The 18,076-nt window shown below is 37.9% G+C and carries 15 protein-coding genes; 5 read left to right on the plus strand and 10 right to left on the minus strand.

What is annotated here, in order from left to right; all coding sequences use genetic code 11:
• Positions 1 to 3: 3 nt before the first annotated feature.
• From ureC to ACEPXG_RS16130, 3 genes are read right to left on the minus strand one after another with little or no spacing between them, the layout of a single operon-like run.
• Positions 4 to 1,716: an urease subunit alpha gene (ureC, locus tag ACEPXG_RS16120; protein WP_391204604.1), complete on the minus strand. Its 1,713-nt coding sequence runs from the start codon at positions 1,714 to 1,716 to the stop codon at positions 4 to 6.
• Positions 1,717 to 1,720: 4 nt separating this feature from the next.
• Complete coding sequence (locus tag ACEPXG_RS16125; protein WP_391204607.1) at positions 1,721 to 2,035, minus strand: urease subunit beta; 315 nt, start codon at positions 2,033 to 2,035, stop codon at positions 1,721 to 1,723.
• Positions 2,036 to 2,051: 16 nt separating this feature from the next.
• On the minus strand, positions 2,052 to 2,354 hold the full coding sequence (locus tag ACEPXG_RS16130) for an urease subunit gamma (RefSeq protein WP_391204610.1): 303 nt from the start codon (positions 2,352 to 2,354) through the stop codon (positions 2,052 to 2,054).
• Between the two features lie 112 nt (positions 2,355 to 2,466).
• On the opposite strand from ACEPXG_RS16130, the gene ACEPXG_RS16135 reads away from it, so the two are divergent.
• Positions 2,467 to 3,378 carry an urea transporter gene (locus ACEPXG_RS16135; RefSeq protein WP_391204613.1) on the plus strand — a complete coding sequence of 304 codons (912 nt, stop codon included), beginning with the start codon at positions 2,467 to 2,469 and terminating at the stop codon, positions 3,376 to 3,378.
• 141 nt (positions 3,379 to 3,519) lie between these two features.
• On the opposite strand, the gene ACEPXG_RS16140 is transcribed toward ACEPXG_RS16135, so the two are convergent.
• The 7 genes from ACEPXG_RS16140 to ACEPXG_RS16170 all read right to left on the minus strand — a co-directional run bounded on the left by ACEPXG_RS16140 (position 3,520) and on the right by ACEPXG_RS16170 (position 9,795).
• Positions 3,520 to 3,930 (minus strand): YugN family protein, encoded by a 411-nt coding sequence (locus ACEPXG_RS16140; RefSeq protein ID WP_391204616.1) that lies wholly within the window; start codon positions 3,928 to 3,930, stop codon positions 3,520 to 3,522.
• A 240-nt stretch (positions 3,931 to 4,170) separates the two neighbouring features.
• Positions 4,171 to 5,175: a histidinol phosphate phosphatase domain-containing protein gene (locus ACEPXG_RS16145; protein WP_391204619.1), complete on the minus strand. Its 1,005-nt coding sequence runs from the start codon at positions 5,173 to 5,175 to the stop codon at positions 4,171 to 4,173.
• 47 nt (positions 5,176 to 5,222) lie between these two features.
• Complete coding sequence (locus ACEPXG_RS16150; protein ID WP_391204621.1) at positions 5,223 to 6,227, minus strand: ABC transporter ATP-binding protein; 1,005 nt, start codon at positions 6,225 to 6,227, stop codon at positions 5,223 to 5,225.
• Complete coding sequence (locus ACEPXG_RS16155) at positions 6,224 to 7,009, minus strand: ABC transporter permease (RefSeq protein ID WP_391204624.1); 786 nt, start codon at positions 7,007 to 7,009, stop codon at positions 6,224 to 6,226. The genes ACEPXG_RS16150 and ACEPXG_RS16155 overlap by 4 nt, the downstream gene beginning before the upstream one ends.
• On the minus strand, positions 7,009 to 7,842 hold the full coding sequence (locus ACEPXG_RS16160; protein WP_391204626.1) for an ABC transporter permease: 834 nt from the start codon (positions 7,840 to 7,842) through the stop codon (positions 7,009 to 7,011). The genes ACEPXG_RS16155 and ACEPXG_RS16160 overlap by 1 nt, the downstream gene beginning before the upstream one ends.
• 38 nt (positions 7,843 to 7,880) lie before the next feature.
• Positions 7,881 to 8,717, minus strand: coding sequence for an alkaline phosphatase family protein (locus ACEPXG_RS16165; protein WP_391204629.1), 837 nt, complete (start codon positions 8,715 to 8,717; stop codon positions 7,881 to 7,883).
• Positions 8,707 to 9,795, minus strand: coding sequence for an ABC transporter substrate-binding protein (locus tag ACEPXG_RS16170; protein WP_391204632.1), 1,089 nt, complete (start codon positions 9,793 to 9,795; stop codon positions 8,707 to 8,709). Before ACEPXG_RS16170 ends, ACEPXG_RS16165 begins: the two co-directional genes overlap by 11 nt.
• A gap of 480 nt (positions 9,796 to 10,275) precedes the next feature.
• Here ACEPXG_RS16170 and ACEPXG_RS16175 point away from each other — a divergent pair, with 480 nt between their 5' ends.
• Genes ACEPXG_RS16175 through ACEPXG_RS16190 form a run of 4 tightly spaced genes read left to right on the plus strand, consistent with a single transcriptional unit; the run spans position 10,276 to position 17,914 of the window.
• Positions 10,276 to 11,292 carry a Wadjet anti-phage system protein JetD domain-containing protein gene (locus ACEPXG_RS16175; RefSeq protein WP_391204634.1) on the plus strand — a complete coding sequence of 339 codons (1,017 nt, stop codon included), beginning with the start codon at positions 10,276 to 10,278 and terminating at the stop codon, positions 11,290 to 11,292.
• The gene (locus tag ACEPXG_RS16180; protein WP_391204637.1) at positions 11,283 to 12,785 is read left to right on the plus strand and encodes a replicative DNA helicase; all 1,503 of its coding nucleotides are present in this window, start codon (positions 11,283 to 11,285) and stop codon (positions 12,783 to 12,785) included. Before ACEPXG_RS16175 ends, ACEPXG_RS16180 begins: the two co-directional genes overlap by 10 nt.
• The gene (locus ACEPXG_RS16185; RefSeq protein WP_391204640.1) at positions 12,775 to 13,536 is read left to right on the plus strand and encodes a DUF6063 family protein; all 762 of its coding nucleotides are present in this window, start codon (positions 12,775 to 12,777) and stop codon (positions 13,534 to 13,536) included. Before ACEPXG_RS16180 ends, ACEPXG_RS16185 begins: the two co-directional genes overlap by 11 nt.
• A complete protein-coding gene (locus ACEPXG_RS16190; RefSeq protein WP_391204643.1) occupies positions 13,514 to 17,914 on the plus strand; it encodes a hypothetical protein in 4,401 nt (1,466 codons plus the stop codon). The genes ACEPXG_RS16185 and ACEPXG_RS16190 overlap by 23 nt, the downstream gene beginning before the upstream one ends.
• Positions 17,915 to 18,076 lie beyond the last annotated feature (162 nt).

The following is an 18,076-nucleotide window of genomic DNA, read 5'->3' on the forward strand; positions in this document are numbered from 1 at the left end:
ACCTCAAAATAAGAAATATCGTTGCCCGAGTGGTACTTCATCTACTGGATCACATATTAGATGTTCTCCGTTTACACGTACTTCGTAAGTTTCTGGATCCACTTCAATTTCTGGAGTTTCTCCATTTAATTTCATATCCTTTTTCGTTAAGTTACGAATTCCACGAACAGGTAGTATCGTTTTCTCCAAACCAAGTTTTTCATGCACCTTTGCTTCAAATGCTGCCGTTGAAACAAATGTAATGGCTGCTTTATACTTCGCTCTTCCCATGGCTCCGTACATTCTGCGATAAAGAATTGGTTGTGGTGTTGGAATCGAAGCGTTTGCATCTCCCATTACACTTGATACTACAATTCCACCCTTAATAATCATGTTTGGTTTTGCCCCAAAAAATTTAGAATCCCACAGAACTAAATCCGCAAACTTCCCTACTTCAATTGATCCTACGTATTCCGAAATTCCATGTGTAATAGCCGGATTTATCGTATATTTTGCAATATATCGTTTTACACGATTGTTATCCCCAATACCTTGATCTTCCGCAAATTTTCCACGCTGTTTTTTCATTTTATCCGCAGTTTGCCACGTTCGAATGATTACTTCTCCAATACGCCCCATTGCTTGGGAATCTGAGCTCGTCATACTGAAAATCCCCATATCTTGCAAAATGTCCTCCGCGGCAATCGTTTCCGCACGTATCCGGGAATCAGCGAAAGCAACATCTTCCGGTATATCTGGGTTTAAATGGTGACAAACCATCAACATATCCATATGCTCAATAACTGTATTTTGCGTATAAGGCAATGTAGGGTTAGTAGAAGAAGGCAGTACATTCATTTGACTTGCCACTTTAATAAGATCCGGAGCATGTCCTCCGCCAGCACCTTCTGTATGGTACGTATGAATTACACGGTCTTTAAAGGATGCGACTGTATTTTCTACGAATCCGCCTTCATTTAACGTATCGGAGTGTAAAGCAACTTGAACGTCATATTCATCTGCTACTTTTAAGGACATATCAATACATGCGTATGTAGCTCCCCAGTCCTCATGTACCTTTAATCCAATCGCACCCGCACGAATTTGTTCCGCAAGCGGTTCTTCCGCAGCTGCATGTCCTTTCCCTAAAAAGCCAACATTGATAGGCATTTCTTCTGCTGCTTCAAGCATTCGATGAATATTCCATTCACCCGGTGTAACAGTTGTTGCTTTCGATCCTTCTGCTGGACCCGTTCCTCCGCCTATTAACGTCGTTAAACCTGCCGTCAATGCCGTTTCCACTTGTGCAGGATTAATGAAATGCACATGTGTATCGATACCACCAGCAGTTAATATTTTATGTTCCCCTGCAATTATTTCTGTAGATGCACCAATGACAATATCCACGCCATCCATTACTAATGGGTTCCCAGCTTTTCCGATTGCAAAAATTTTACCGTCTCGAATAGCTACGTCAGCTTTGTAAATCCCTGTGTAATCAAGAACGATCACATTTGTAATAACCACATCCGGGATGTTTTCATCACGTGTTGCAAGAGGGTGACTTCCCATTCCATCTCGAATCACTTTCCCTCCTCCGAAAACTACTTCATCCCCATAATTGGTGTAATCTTTTTCAATTTCAATGAAAAGTTCCGTATCTGCTAATCGAATAGCATCGCCTGTTGTTGGACCATACATAGAAGCATATTGTTCTCTCGACATTTTAAAACTCATAGCATTACCCCCGATCTAATGTGCCTTCCGTTTTATAATTCAATCCGTACACACGTCTTTCTCCTCCAAATGCGACAAGTTGAACATCTTTTGGATCACCAGGCTCGAACCGGACAGCAGATCCCGCAGGTATATCTAAGCGAAAGCCAAATGATTCATCACGTTGAAATTCAAGCGCCGTATTTATTTCATAAAAATGAAAATGTGACCCGACTTGTACTGGCCGGTCCCCAGTGTTAACAACAGATAAACGTTTTGTTTCTTTTCCTTCGTTACACACAATGTCCTCTTCTTTTAGTACATAATCTCCTGGTCTCAATTCGACATCCTCCTTTTTAGCTAATCGGAAAGTGCACAGTAACGAGTTTCACACCATCTGGAAAAGTTGCTTCCACTTGTACGTCATCAATCAGGTCACCTATTCCATCCATCACATCTTCGGATGATAAAATCGTTCCGCCATAAGACATTAGCTCTGCTACAGTCTTCCCATCGCGTGCACCTTCTAAAATCTCATACGTGATCAGCGCCACTGCTTCGGGATAGTTCAGTTTGAGGCCTCTTTCTTTTCTACGTCTTGCTAAATCAGCAGCAACAACAATTAATAATTTCTCTTGCTCACGTGGCAACAATTGCATACGTTTTCCTCCAATCAATTGAGTGTATATTGTGCAAAAGAGGGTAAAATAATTAGAATCTTAATTGATTAATTAATTAAATTAAAGCTCCATGATAAGAGAGGTGACCACTATGAAAGAAAAATTCATTCAACTTATGAGCGCATCAGTCAAAGGAATTTCACAAGTTGTCTTTATTGAAAATATAATTTCTGGATTATTGATTTTAACTGGAATTTTTCTCTACTCTATTCCGCTAGGATTCATTACAATCGGCTCAGCAATTACTGGAACACTCGTTGCAATTATTAGTGGTGCAGATAAAAAAATATGGGTTACTGGTTTTTTTGGATTTAACTCTGTCCTTACTGGGTTAGCTATTTATTTATTTTTAGAAGGACCCCATAAATGGATTACTGCATTAGTTTGTGCAGGTGTTACCGCCATTGTAACCGCCGCTTTGATGAATATAACAAAGCATTTCGATATGCCTGTCCTCACCTTTCCATACATCATTCTGACCTGGTTTTTTATCGGCACATCATTTCGGTTGAGTTTCATTAAACCAGGAGCAAATATTATTCCCCAAAACTTATTGAATTGGGAAAGGGATATTGGCAGTTCGCTCGATTGGCATGGATTAATAGAAGGTATTGGACAAATCTTTTTTTTAGATGAGATGGTTCCCGCCGTCATCTTCCTCCTTGCAATTTTCATAGGAAGTATAAGATATGGAATTTACGCAATTATCGGTTCTGCTATAGGTTGGTTATCAGCTCTTTTCCTTGGGGGAGAAATTTCTTTAATCAACTTAGGTCTTTACAATTACAATGCAGTTTTAACAATGATTGCAGTATCCGCCGTTTTGGAAGCCAAACACAAAAATGCTTGGATTACTGGCATTTTTGCCTCTATTCTTTCTGTACACATTACAGCAAGCTTAGACACTTTTTTACTTCAGTATGGTTTACCAATCCTGACGATGCCTTTTGTTCTATCTACTTGGCTCATTCAAAATGCACGAAAAGTATTTCCCAATATTTGAATCCTTCCTCTTTCTGTCCTTTCTGTTCGATTATTTCCTAACTATTCTCGCCATGATGTATTTAATCTATTCAAATATTTTTATCTCAAAAATAAAACCGTTTCGGCCAGAGGCTTCCGAAACGGTTTTGAAATTAAGTAATTAGTGAACTAGTCGTACTACTTGCTCCACTGCCTGTTCTCCAGCGTGCGTCCATCTATTTTTATTTTCAATTTTCCCATCTTTATCAACAGGATCTTGGAATTGGTCGAATCCCGAAGAGGTTAGTAATGAATTTTCATCTGTGTCCAACCCAACATTTACGACATGCTTGATAACATAAGGTGTCTGAAACCTGATATACGCTTCATGGTGATCCAGATCACCCTCTAACACCTCGAATGGGAGTCTTAAATAAATTGTTTCTCCCTCTTCACGCCACAAAACATTGTCAAAACTTCCTTTATGATAATCCCAGTTCCCTCCAATCGAATATCCTAGACTTTGAATTCGATTGCGCAGATCACCAAAATACGCCATTTTTCCTTCTAAATCGGTTTGCAATTGTAACAAATACATTCACTCCTTTTTAAAATGCTCCATCATATCTTTTCCACTAATCAGTGAAAAAATACCAACGAGCTTAAGAGCAATTGTTTTTCTAAAAAAGGAATGTTTTTTTACAACTAATGGCATTTCAAGACCAATCATCCTGGAGGTGAGACCAATTCCGTCCTACACGAGACTAAATGCAGATAAAAACCCTTTTTAAGTACAAATGCTACTCAAAGAGGGCTTTTCCTATCCAATATTCTACAAGGTATAATATTTCTTCACTCGGCCGTCAAATCCTACCAACTTGTCCACACCAAGCGCTTTTAGCATAGTTACATTTTCTTCAGTGTATTTCCCTAAATCATCTGGAAAATGGGAATCCGATGACACAGTAAACGCTACACCACGTTCCACTAACACACTTACAAACTCAGGGCTCGGACACATTTCTTTCACAGGATAACGATAATATAAACCGGCATTCACTTCCGTAGCAGTACCCGTTTCAACAAGTGCATCTGCAATTCGTTCATACCACTTTCTATTAAAATCCTCATCTTCAACACGGAAATTGAACACCTTCAAATTATCTAAATGCGCTACAAAATCAAATAACCCCGAACGAATTGCTTTCTCCACCGTTTCAAAAAAACGACTATACAACTCTTTTAAATTCATCGTGTTAAACACATCTACAGTATGCGGATTATCAAATCCCCAACCATCTACAAAATGGACGGAGCCAATGACAAAATCCCAAGGCTGGTCACTAAGCAACTCATCCAATTCCTCTTCACAACCTACAAAATAATCGGCTTCAATACCCAGCTTCAACTTAATACCTTCACTACTCCACTTCTCTTTGGCAGACAAAATGGCTTTCACGAAAACTTTCATATCATCGGTCATCACACGGTCCAACCAGTAAGATTGCACTTTCCCTATATCATCTGCTGGATCCAACAATATATTTTTCTCAAAATATTCTCTCGTTTCACGAAAACGATACAGATGATCTACAATTCCAACTTCCTTCAACCCAAGCTGCTTCGCACGTTTCAAATAAAGATCAAGCCAATCTTCCGCGTAGCAACCACTATCCAATCTATTTTTCCATGCATCTACTTGCCAAACAACAAATTCTTTAGAACCCTTTTCTAATCCATCTGGCAAATTAAACGAAGCAATTGCAGATGAAGTTCTCTCCAACCAGCTTAACGAGTAAGGACCTTCTTCCAAATGCACATGATAGTCTATTTTCATTTTTATTTACCTCCATTAACGACAGTCCACAACCAGCGTAGACTACATTATTTTAAGTCAATCACATCTTCACGTGCGACAAAGCATGCATAAGCCTTTCCAAGTTCAATCGAATACCCACGATGATGAAGCTGCTCAACAGAAAACAAACGATTACCCTCCTGAAAAACGGTTCGAATAATATTTCCGTTCATCACAGACTCTTTCGCAATTGCATTCATTTTTAAATCGCCAGGAGCCGCCTCCAAATGGATTGCCTCTGGGCGGATTGCAAACTTTAAACAGCCACCAGGTAATGTTTCACCAATCATCTGCTCCAATTCTTTTCTACTAAACACATTATAATTTCCGATAAAGTTTGCGATAAATTCACTTTCTGGTTTCGTATAAATTTCGGTTGGAGTTCCTCTTTGTGCTATTTCTCCTTTGCTCATAACAAAAACTTTATCCGACACAGCCATTGCCTCTTCTTGATCGTGTGTTACTAAAACCATCGTTATGCCAAGCTCCATTTGAATAGCACGTAAATCCGCTTGCAGCTTTTTACGAATTTGGGCATCCAAAGCACTTAGTGGTTCATCGAGTAGCAGCACCTTAGGACGGACGATAAGTGCTCTTGCTAACGCAACACGTTGTTGCTGACCACCCGATAATTCATGCGGATATGCATTTACTTTATCTGTCAAATGGACAATTGCTAGCATTTCCTCTACTTGTAGGTCAATTTCTTTCCTATCTATTTTTTTCATTTTTAAGCCGAAAGCCACATTCTCTCTCACCGTCATATTTGGAAATAGAGCGTAGGACTGAAATACCATTCCTACTTCTCGTTTTTTCGGCAGCATATTATTGATCACTTTTCCTTCGATTTTAATGGCTCCAGAAGTAACATCTGTCAGTCCTGCAATAATGCGTAAAATGGTACTTTTTCCACAACCACTTGGTCCTAACAACGTTACAAACTCACCTTTTTCAATGGTCATATCAATATTAGATAACACTTCCGAAGTACCATACGTTTTGCGGAGACCTTCAATTACTACGTAACTCATGTATTTGCAACTCCTTTCGATCGTTTCGTTAATACATAGATGATAAATGTTAAAATGCCCATTAACACTAAGTAAACAAACACAACGCTACTCGCAATATGTCCACTTGTACTTAATTTCTTCATTAAGTAAATTTGTACTGTTTCAAAACGCGAACCAACAACTAAGTTAATCAAAACAAATTCGCCAAACAGCACCGAAAACGATAATAACGCCCCTGCAAACAGCCCTGGATATACTGCAGGCAATAAAACCTTCGAAAATGCTTGAACTTTGGATGCACCTAATAACTCCGCAGCATCTAATAACTGTCTTGCATTCACATTACGCAAACTATTACGTGTTCCTTGGTATATGTATGGCAGAATACTAATAACATACGCTCCTAAAACAGCAAAGATCATCGGCACACCAAACCCAGAATAAGTACGGATTAAACCTACCGCTAAAATTACGCCTGGAAATGCATATACCATTACAACCGCCATTTGAATCCATTTCTCGTACTTTGGAAAATAGAGAATGATAACAAAAATAGCTGGAACGATGAACAATAAAGCGATTATAACGGCTCCCCCAGAAAGTAACACGGATCGACCGAATGCTTCTAGAAAATTCGTATCTTGAAATAAAGTAGCGAGCCATTTAAATGTCAATCCTTCAGGTAACACCGTCTTATTCCAGTTTGTTGCAAATGCATAAAGTGTCGTCGCGATGATAGGGAGGAATAAATACAAAACAAGAAAGACAAGAAACAGATCAGCAAAACTTCTTTTTTTCACTATAAATTCCTCCTTGTTTTCTTAATACTCCACTCACTTAGTAACATTGCCGTTACCATCGTTACGCCAAGTAAAACTGCGATTGCACTTGCAAGCTCTGGCTGTGCAAAAATATCTCCGGATAATAATGCTCCAATTCGAATGGAAACTAAATTATAATTACTAGCTGTCAATGCATACGCAGAAGCATATGCGCCCATCGCATTTGCAAACAGCACACTAAATGTCCCAACAATTCCAGGAAGCATAATTGGAATTCCAATTTTAGTCCAAAATTGGAAAGGCGATGCTCCAAGTAGTGCTGCAGCATCTTTCCACTGTTGCTGAATTCCGTAATATATTGGGTATAAAAGCATCAGTGAAAGAGGTAATTGAAAGTAAATATATATGAGCAATAAACCGCTCCAGCTATATAACGAAAACGAAGAAAATGCATGAATTCCCCATTTATCAAATAACAATGTAAATAACCCACTATTCCCTAGCAAAACGATAAATGCAAATGCTAACGGGATACCAGAAAAATTGGATGTCAAATTAGAAATGATTAACACACGCTCTCGAACCGGCTCTGAAAAACCCATAATTGCGTACACGGCAAATAGCGTTACAACTAGCGCAATCAACGCCGAAGCGGCTGCTAGTGTAATGCTATTTTGAAACCCTTGCAGAATATAACTATTCGTCAATACCGTTTTATATTGATTCAAAGTAAAGCCATCACTATTACTAAAACTGGAAAGAACCATATACAATAGAGGAACAACGAAAAATAGCAATATGAGCACGAGAAATGGCACAATCCAAACGAATGTTTGTTTTTTAGAAGACAATACAATTCCTTCTTCCCTTTTAAAATAAAAAAGAGACACTAGGCCTCTTTTAACGAACGAACACCTTCTAATAGGAGCGGAACCATTTCCTCCGAAGGTTCTATATCCAATAAACGACAAACTAAAGGAGCCACTTCAAGCTGTGATACAACCCCTTTATGTATTCCCGCTCTTACCTGTTTCGATAAAACGAACATTGGGACGTGTCGGTCTTCCACTGTATTCCCACCATGATTGCCATCACTTGTCATCCCGTGATCGGCCGTGATGATTACCTCATACCCCTGTGCCAAACACTTTGGAATAAATAGGGAAAGAATAGAATCCACCGCTAATACACGATTACGGTATTCCTTTGAATTCGCAGTAAACTTATGTCCATCATCATCCACATTCATCGGATGAATATACAAAAAATCAGGTTGCTTATGATCCATTAACCATGCTGCTTCTGCAAATACATGACTATCTGGATAATGATCTTCAAAATAGAACAACCCATTTTCAATTGGTAACTTCGTATCTAATTGAATACGATCTTCGAAGAGACGAAACGGTGCATGATTGTACAACTCACTCACCCAATAGTAAGCTGCAGCGGCGGTTGTTTTCCCGCTGCTTTTTGCTAAATGGAACAAGCTTGTTTGATTGGATAATCGTACGTTCATATTACTTGTTACACCATGAATAATTGGTGGAGTGCCTGTTAAAATCGTTTCATATAATGGTCGTGATAAAGACGGCACTTCCGAACAGACCTCATAACGAGCTGCTGCTTCTCTCTCGACTAAATGTTGCATATATCCCATATGTGTACACGCCGTATCGTATCTAAGCCCATCCACCACAATGAGCACTACACGATTACTTGACATGAATTAATACCTGTTCTTGGAACATTTGTGGAAGTTGCTTTGTTGTCTCTTCCCATGCTTTTTGATCGCCAACAGGTTTCGCATTTGCGTACATACTTTGCGGTAATAGTAGAGCTTCCACTTCCGAAGATAGCTTTACATTTTCACGAATTGGACGGGCATATCCTTTTGCAAGATTTTCTTGTCCCGCATCCGATAATATATACTCACGTGTTAACATTGCGGCATGTGGATTTTTCGCATATTTATTAATGACAGTTGCATAACCAGAAGTAACAGAACCTTCTTTTGGAATCACGACATCAAAACGAGACTCGTCAATTTGACTACGGTAACCTAATGTATTAAAGTCCCAAAGAATCGCTACATCGATTTCCCCTTTTTCTAAATTCGCTACAGTAGGATCTCCTTTAAAGCGACCTTGTTTCGCAAGCTCTGCAAAGAAATCAATACCAGGTTGAATATTCTTCTCGTCCCCGCCATAAGCCATCGCAGCTGCTAAAACGGCAAACTGTGCTTGGCTCGCTGTTAACGCATCCCCGATACTTACTACATAATCCCCATTTTTAATATCATCCCAAGATTTTGGAGGATTTTTTACATTATTTTTATCTGTTAAAAAGGCAATAGTGCCCGTATATCCAACAATCCAATGACCCTCATCGTCTTTTGCCCAGTCCGGTATGTCATCCCAATAAGATGTTTTATAAGCTAAAGTTAAATCTTTGTCTTTTGCAATCGGTCCAAAAGCAATCCCTACGTCACCAATATCAGCAGTCGCATCCTTTTTCTCTGCTTCAAACTTCGCTAGTTCTTCCGCACTCGACATATCCGTATCCGTATGCTTCAAATTATAATCCGTTCCAATTTCTTGCCACGTTTCTACCCAGTTCGCCCAAGAGTCAGGCATCCCAACCGAGTTGATAGCACCTTCTTTTTTTGCTTTTGCCGTAATGTCAGCGAGCGATAAATCATTCCCATTGACCGTTGTTCCATCTGAACTATTCGAACAAGCTGCTAAAAGGGATAAACTTAACACACCAACCAAGCTTTTTTTCCAGACACGTTTCAAAGACATTAATGAGAACCTCCATTTGTTTGTGTTTGTATTAATTTGCTTACATTAATAACTTTATAAATTAATAATTAAGCACGTGTGGATGAGTTGATAAAATTACGTAAAGATTACAGATAGATTGTAAATACAAGCTACTAGATTAAGATAGTTTATGCATACTTCATCTTCCATTATGCAAGATAAAAATTAATTTAAATAAAGACTGATAAACAGATAGTAAACACCTCTAAATGAACGTATTCGCTACTCGAAAAGTGGCGTACTCTTACATTTTATGGCTGTTCGAGACCAATTGTGCATTAACCGAGACCAGTTTACTAGGAGGCGAGACCAACTCCAGCATAACCGCAACCAATTCATCACATTCCGAGACCAATTCCAAATCAAACGCTACCAGGTCTATAACGACAGCTACTACATTTCGCTCCATATATATCCCAATCTCATGCTATACTGGAAGAAAAATAGGGGATGACTCCAGTGGAACAAAAATTACTAAACTACCTATTAACATCAAAATTAAAAACAATTAAACTGGACGAATTGGAAAAACTAGCTACTGGAATAACTGACTATGCCCAGTTTGCACAAGACATATTAAACTTAGAGCAAGGCGGAATACTAAAACGTATAAAATCCCATGGAGAAAATTACAAAAGCCCATCTTTAGCATTTACGTATCGCATAAACCACAACCAAATGAAGCAAGAACTACAGTTAGCGATTAAAGTGGCCAAGCTGTCTTTTCATCCAGACATGTACTTGGAATCATACTTTCGACTTCCTATTTCGCAATGGATTGAAGACTATCCGATGCTCGAGAAGATAAATTTATACTTGCAACACATTGGTTGTATAACGGAATATGCACCCGCTCCTGAACGTTCGTTTGAAATAGTCGGCGATGAAAAATGGATTACTGAGGGACAAGGAAAAGAATTACTAGAACGTATTCAATTATGGGATAAGCTGCTAATCATCCCTGTCGCTGATCCATTAATGTTTGCTGTAAATCCGAAGATGTTTCAAGAACCTCATCATCACCATTTAATAGTAGAAAATAAAACAACTTATCAAGGACTACTCCCAGCACTTGAAGAAAGTAACTTTACGTCACTCATTTATGGGAGCGGTAAAAAAATTATTAAAAGCATTGAGAATTTTGATTACCAGTTACCACTTCCACAAGCTACACATACATTTTTTTACTTTGGGGACGTTGATCTCGAAGGCACTTTGATTTGGTACTTATTATCCAAAAAAAAAGCTGTGAAACCTGCACTTCCTTTTTACGAACAATGTTTTCAAAACAACTACGCTATCGGTAAGCAAAATCATATTCAAAATACAGAAGCCGTCGCTAACTTTATCGCTCATTTTCAACCGTCCCAACAGCACCATATGCTAGAAATGTTTCAAAATGGAGGCTATTACCCACAAGAAATTTTAAAAGGAAGAGAACTACAACAAATTTGGAGGGATTCCATATGGACGTAATGGAAATAATGAGTGGTTATCGTGAACGATATGCCCGAATCGCGTTATTTGAACCTTTACAAGAACTTGACAGGAAAAAACAAGTAGACGAACGTGGCAAACAAATTGATATGAAGGGACTAGGTTTGCTGTCGCTCTTGTTTTTCTTTGAACAAAAACTTATGCGAAATACCAAAGCAGGGGTCAAGGAACTTGCCCAATTCTTACAGCAAGCAACCAACAAACAATATGAGCTACAAATCAAGCCGTTTGAGGAAGTGAGCAGAACCATTATACATACATTTCGCCCTGCATCCGGAAAAAAAGTACAAGTCCAATTTTTAAATTGGGAAGCCTCACTCGAGGAAACGATTCAATTTTCTTATCTAAAAGCGAATACTTTTGATGTCAAAACCAATTCGCAATATTATTCATTAGATGAGGATGGGCTAGAGCTTGTTTTTGCCACAAAGGAATTCTATAGTGAATTTCAACTATCGATTAACCAGCTCGTCCTGCGAAAACAATTAGAAAAAGGTGAATTTAAAGGGGCTTTACGTCAAATCAATGAAATGAGGATCGATGTAGAATCATTAGAAGAGCGAATTGTGAAATTAAGCCATGAAATCAAGCGAAACATTATTTCTGAAGAGACATTTTCACGTTATGAAAAGCTGCTCGAAGATATTTTATTTCGCCTTAAACTTGAAAATGAAGAATTCCAAGAGCTACATGAATTTGTAAAAGAAACAAAGGAACGCCTTTACTACAAAGATCACACAAAAAAAGAACGAGAAACGTATATACTTGTTCTCGAAATTTCCAAGCAGCTTGATGAAGTGCATGCGCATCATACATCGCTTTTGCAAAAAAGTATCGATTTAAAAAACACTGCTTTACAAGCTGCGGAAGAGTCCCTTTATTATGTTGGCATCGACTCTTTTAATTTTGATCAAGATATTACGTCTCGTATAATTAGCGCGCCACTTCCTCTAGAATCGATGAAAGGTCTGCTCGATCCTTTTTTGTCTATTCAACAGACAAAGCAATGGTCGCTAGGTACGATATTCGCGGAGCAAAATTTACGTGAACAGCGAGAAACCTCCTCTGACGAAGGATTTATGGAAGTAAACGAAAATGAAAATAAGCAATACCAAGAAAAAGTATCGGCAATATACACTTATATTATGGAATTATTAGTGACTGAACTGGAAGAAAAGCAAATGATAACATTACAACAATTAATAGATTCAATCCAAATATCTGAACAAACTACCATATTGCAAACTCGTTATTTTTATGACTTTTTCCTTTTATTACACCAACGTTCACCTATCCAACAAGACGCGAACGTGGAAGAGGAAGAATCTACTCACCTATTAGATGGAGTAAAAAATCTACTTGGAAAAAAAGTTCTAACCGTCCTCGAAATGTCAGGAGTCCTTCATCCGGACACACGATACTCAATACAAAATATGCAAATTTTCATAGGAGGGCAAACGGATGCATTATGATGAAATGACCGTTATGAAAGCATTTGAATTATATAAAACACTCATCTTAAACGGGGTAGTTGAAAAATCGTATTTGCATGAATACAATGCTGACGAATATGTACGTGGACTTGTGGACCGTTTTGCGCAAGAAGTGGATTGTGTCACCCTCACTGTGGGAGACCAACTATTTATGATTCCGAAGACAAAGCTGTCTCCTTTTCATGTGAACAATGACTTTCTAAAGCGCACTTATCTGAAAACGTCGGCAACAAATGCTGATTTGTATCTTCTCTATTTCGCTACTATTGTATTAATCGGTGAATTTTACGACAGCTATCACTCCAAGGAACCAACACGTGACTTTATTGGTCTTGATGCATGGGTATTAGCGGTTCAAAAACGAATAGATACGTTAAAAGAACATTCCACAGAAGAATTAAAAGCTTTTGAGGGAGAATTTTCCTATAACTGGATTGCTATAATTGAAAAATGGGATGCAATGGATGATTTAAAAGAACAAGCGAAAAAACAAACTGGAAACACGATAAGTCGTTTAAGTTTTCTAGATACTGTTAAACGATTTCTACTCGATCAATCCCTCATTGAGGAAATAGGAAACAATGAAATAACGATTTCTGAAAAAGCGAAAACAATTGTGCAACGTTACTTTATGGATTTAGATTACAACCGCGGCATTTTGGAATTTCTTTATGAGTTAGAAGCACATAAAAAGGAGGTACAAAAGGATGCCATCGATCTCGAAGATTAGATTTACGAACATTATTTATGAGGATGGGCAAAAACGATATAATGACGAAACTTTTCTATTTGATGGACATAACGGCGCAATTGTACTTGAAAATGGTGGTGGAAAGACTGTTTTTATTCAAACAGCTATTCAAGCAGTTCTCCCCAATACAGAACTTGCAAACAGGAAAATAAAAGACACGCTAAAACTAGAAGAAGCACCTGCCCATATTGCCATTGAGTGGATTTTAAATGAACGACCACGTCGATATGCGCTAACATGCGTTTCCCTATTTTTAACTAAACATGGCATTGATTCGTATAAGTACGTCTATGAATATGCAGAAAACGACAAGCATTCCATCGAAGAAATTCCATTTGTCCGTACATTTAATGGAAAAAACCGCCCTGCAGATCGTGGAGAGATACAAGAATACTATAGTGGCATGGTTCAAAACCACTTACATGCCAAAACTTTTGACTCAAAAAAGAGTTACACAACTTATCTAGAGGAAACATTTCACATTATCCCGTCTGAATGGGATAGCATTGTGAAGATTAATAGCTCTGAAGGAGGTGTGGAAGCATTTTTTGACGAATGCAAAACAACGGGTCAGCTTTTTGACCGTTTACTCATTCCGACCGTGGAAGATTCAATGACAGGCTTTCAAAAAGACGGGTTTGCTGAAATCTTTGAAAACCACTTAAGCAGTTTCAAACGATATAAACAGTTAAAAGAAAAGATCGAAGAATACGAACATATTAAGCGACGAGTCGAAGTGTATGTAAAAAGCTTTGAAAAATTAGACGACCAAGTACAAGCATATACCGCAATGAGAGAGCAAACGAAAAGCTTGTGGCAACTTAGTAAGCAGCGAGAACACGAAACAAAGTTAAAACTTGAACAGGTGAATGAAAAACTTCAGCAATTAGAGAGTAGACATCACCTTTTAGTACAAAAAGAACAATCCTATAAAATTTCTGTAGAAGAAGAAAATCTTCGAGCAATCCAAGAAATTCTCGAAAAAGTAGTGGAACAACAAGTCAGTCACGAGAAAAAAATAGCTACTGAAAACAACCTTTACCAATCGTTAAAATTAGCAGATTACCACAAAGAAGTTCAAACAGAAAAAGACCGCAAAACCATGCGAAAACAGAAACTATTCGAATTAGACCAATCCATTGATACAACTGAAATATTAGATGCGCTATATATGTTAGAACAAGAAATACACGGTTATTTTAACGAACTGGAGGAAAAATTAACAAAAGAAATACAAGAAATTACCTACGAACAGCAAGCACAACTAACGTTGGTTGAAAAAGAACAAGCAGAACAACGAGAAAAGTTAGGAATCCAACAACAGCTTATCCAACAAGAAACAAAAAAACAAACCATTATCGACCACAATAATAAAGCAATGCAGGCAATGGAATTAGAATTATTAGCAGATCCAAAAAACGAAACAATTGAGCAACAACAAAAATTTTGGATGAACAAAAGACAGCAACTCGACGAACAAAATGTACAACTTATCGAAAGAAATAAACAAATAAAACAACAGCAACAAACCATTTCCGCATCACTACAACTTGTACAAGAAAACATGCAACAAGCACAAATAGACACATCGGCATTACAAACAACACAAGAAAAAATAGATTCAGAACAAATAAAATTAAAATTATTACTCGCAGAACGCTCTCACCAATGGTTGAACGTAACTTCGGTCTATTTACGACAAGATTCGATTGAAAAGAAGCTGGCCGAGGAACTTGGAAAGCTTTCTAGTTACCATGAAAAACTGCTTTACGACGAGCGACTAGCTTCTAGGTTTTCAGATGATTATAGCTACCAAAATTCCTTCTTTGCAGACACATTCTTAGATAAACAGCTAGAACAATGGAAAAATCAATTCGACTTTCTAGAGACGGGTGTTTCTTATATACAGTCACTCCCAAAAAGCTCGACACTTGTAGAAAAGTATCCGTTTTGGGCGATGACCTTCATTACAACAACCAAAAATAGAGATGCATTGCAAGAAAAAATCGTACATTATCAACATAAGCTCCAGTTTCCAGTGAATATTTTGACGCTCGACGAAGCTTCCGCCATTGTTCGTGATGATGTGCATACTTCCGATCACTGGATTTCTCCGAAACATTGGGAGCATAACCTAGATAATAAGGATTTTCAAAGCTGGAAGGAATCAATGGTTTTATTAGCTGAAACGGCAAAACAAAAACGGCAAGATAACGAAAAACAATTGCAAAGCTGGCAACAACTTCAATTAGTCGTACAGCAATATTTCACTCAGTATCCGTACCATTACACAAAGGAAATTACAGAAAAACTTGCATTTTCACAAGAGCGCGTTTATCAACTGCGTTCGCAAGAAAAACAATACCGTGAACAGCTTGAAAAACTTACGCAGGAACTAACCAATAATGCACAACAACAAGAACAAAACAAAGACCATATACACGGATTAGAACAAGCAATTCAAAAATCACTCAAATATATCGCATTGAAAAAAGAATGCACAGAACTAGAACAAGAAAAATCGTTTGTTCAAACAAAAAAAGAAAAAATCTCCAAAGAAATTGAGCAACACCAACGAATGATTCATTCTGTTCAAAGTCAGCTCGACCAATTAAAATCGGAAACCCAAATACTGTCCACGCAAATCCAATTTCAAATTCACGAAAATCGATTATATCAAACCGTAAGAAGCGTTGAGCCTATTTACACGAACAAAAACTTAGAAATACTGGAACAAGCACGGACTGAAAGAAAAATGGAATTAGAAGGAATTACAAAAGGTCGAAATGATATCGAAACACATATCCAGCAAGCGGACACAAACATATCACGGCTAAAACAAGAAATTAAACACCTAGAACTCGAATATCCAGACTTAGGAGAGCCAATCGAGTTCCCACCAAACGGAAGCGTAAAAATGCAACAACTACAAACATCCATACGTGAACATAAACGACTGCTTGTACCAATCATCGTGGAAGCACAACTAAAACAAGCCGAAGTGTATAAACGAAACGGCATTATACAAAATATGAAATCTAACATCCAAGAAATACTGACATTCGAAGGGCAACTTTCGCTAATAAAAGAAGAAATAAGCATAGAGAAAAAAGCTTGGAAAGAAGAAAATAAGCATACAAACGAGTCAAAAGAAAAGTTAGAAAAAGATTCGAAAAACAGCAATGAGATAATTATTGAATTCGAAAAATACGATATGAAACATGGATTCTTAGAAAATACTGTGCATGTAGCTAGTCTTTCTCCTGACGAAAGCTCCAACTATTTATACAACCAATCGAAACTAGTAAAAGAAAATTTACGTCAACTGGATGAACAACTTGAAAAAGTACAGAAAGAACAAAAAAGAGTGGAAAAAGAAAAATCTAGTTACATCGAATTTTGCCGTTCAGATATTAGCGATACCCGAATGCGAGAAACCGCTATTCAAGGAATAGAAAACAAACTTACTTTTTCAGAAGTCCAAAAGTATAAAGAGCTATTAGAAGGAAGAATTACAACTGCGCTCAAATATGCGGAACAAAAAATTCGGACACATGATGAAGAGCTAGAACAATTTATCGTTCACATACACACTCATCTCATAAAAATTTCGGACGAATTAAAACTGATTCCGAAAAAAACATCTGTAAAAGTAGAAAACAATTGGAAACAAATTTTCACTTTCCATATACCAGAGTGGAAAGAAGAAGAAGGAAAATCAAGTGTCCGAGAACATCTTAACTGGTTTCTTCATCAATTGGATAGAGAAGCCTATACGGATGATCAAGGTCAAACAAGCACGACTAAAGTGAGAAACGATTTAAATAAATGGCTCCATTCCAAACAACTTCTTCAAGTCGTCATGAAAAATCAAACGATGAAAGTTTTATGTCATAAAGTAACGAACGATAATAAAATTACGAAAGCATCCTACTCTTGGGAACAATCTAATGTATGGTCGGGTGGTGAAAAATGGAGTAAAAACATGACACTTTTTTTAGGTCTACTCAATTATGTAGCCGAAAAAAGACAACATATCCAAGCGTCATCCAAGCTGTATCGTGCAGTTATTATGGACAATCCATTTGGAAAAGCATCTAGTGACCATGTACTAAGCCCAGTATTCTTCATCGCGGAACAACTAGGCTTTCAAATTATCGCCTTAACCGCCCATGCAGAAGGAAAATTTCTACGCGACTTTTTCCCGGTCATCTACAGCTGTCGCCTGCGAAACGCTGCCGGTTCCGACAAACAAATCATGACCAAAGAAAAAACAATTCAAAACGCCTACTTCCAAGACCACGCGCCTCATTCTCTACAACGTCTTGGAGAAATTGAGCAAATGGAGTTGTTCTAAACGAACAAAATCCAGCTAAGAAACAGTAAATATCTGCTTCTTAGCTGGATTTTTAAGTTTAAAAAGGCAATCCAAGCGTAAACACTACTCTCCCTGTTCCCAGTTTTACAGTATATGGCACTCCGAGACCAGTTTACTCTGTGGCGAGACCAATTCATCCTA

Origin of the sequence: Psychrobacillus sp. L4, assembly GCF_042944905.1 — a bacterium.
In the GTDB taxonomy this organism is placed as follows: domain Bacteria; phylum Bacillota; class Bacilli; order Bacillales_A; family Planococcaceae; genus Psychrobacillus.

What these genes read in the sequence shown, in the direction of transcription:
- ACEPXG_RS16190 (WP_391204643.1), top strand. Translation starts at nt 13,514, where the DNA reads ATGCCATCGATCTCGAAGATTAGATTTACGAACATTATTTATGAGGAT.
- ureC (WP_391204604.1), bottom strand. Translation starts at nt 1,716, where the DNA reads ATGAGTTTTAAAATGTCGAGAGAACAATATGCTTCTATGTATGGTCCA.
- ACEPXG_RS16170 (WP_391204632.1), bottom strand. Translation starts at nt 9,795, where the DNA reads ATGTCTTTGAAACGTGTCTGGAAAAAAAGCTTGGTTGGTGTGTTAAGT.
- ACEPXG_RS16185 (WP_391204640.1), top strand. Translation starts at nt 12,775, where the DNA reads ATGCATTATGATGAAATGACCGTTATGAAAGCATTTGAATTATATAAA.
- ACEPXG_RS16165 (WP_391204629.1), bottom strand. Translation starts at nt 8,717, where the DNA reads ATGTCAAGTAATCGTGTAGTGCTCATTGTGGTGGATGGGCTTAGATAC.
- ACEPXG_RS16150 (WP_391204621.1), bottom strand. Translation starts at nt 6,227, where the DNA reads ATGAGTTACGTAGTAATTGAAGGTCTCCGCAAAACGTATGGTACTTCG.
- ACEPXG_RS16130 (WP_391204610.1), bottom strand. Translation starts at nt 2,354, where the DNA reads ATGCAATTGTTGCCACGTGAGCAAGAGAAATTATTAATTGTTGTTGCT.
- ACEPXG_RS16180 (WP_391204637.1), top strand. Translation starts at nt 11,283, where the DNA reads ATGGACGTAATGGAAATAATGAGTGGTTATCGTGAACGATATGCCCGA.
- ACEPXG_RS16145 (WP_391204619.1), bottom strand. Translation starts at nt 5,175, where the DNA reads ATGAAAATAGACTATCATGTGCATTTGGAAGAAGGTCCTTACTCGTTA.
- ACEPXG_RS16135 (WP_391204613.1), top strand. Translation starts at nt 2,467, where the DNA reads ATGAAAGAAAAATTCATTCAACTTATGAGCGCATCAGTCAAAGGAATT.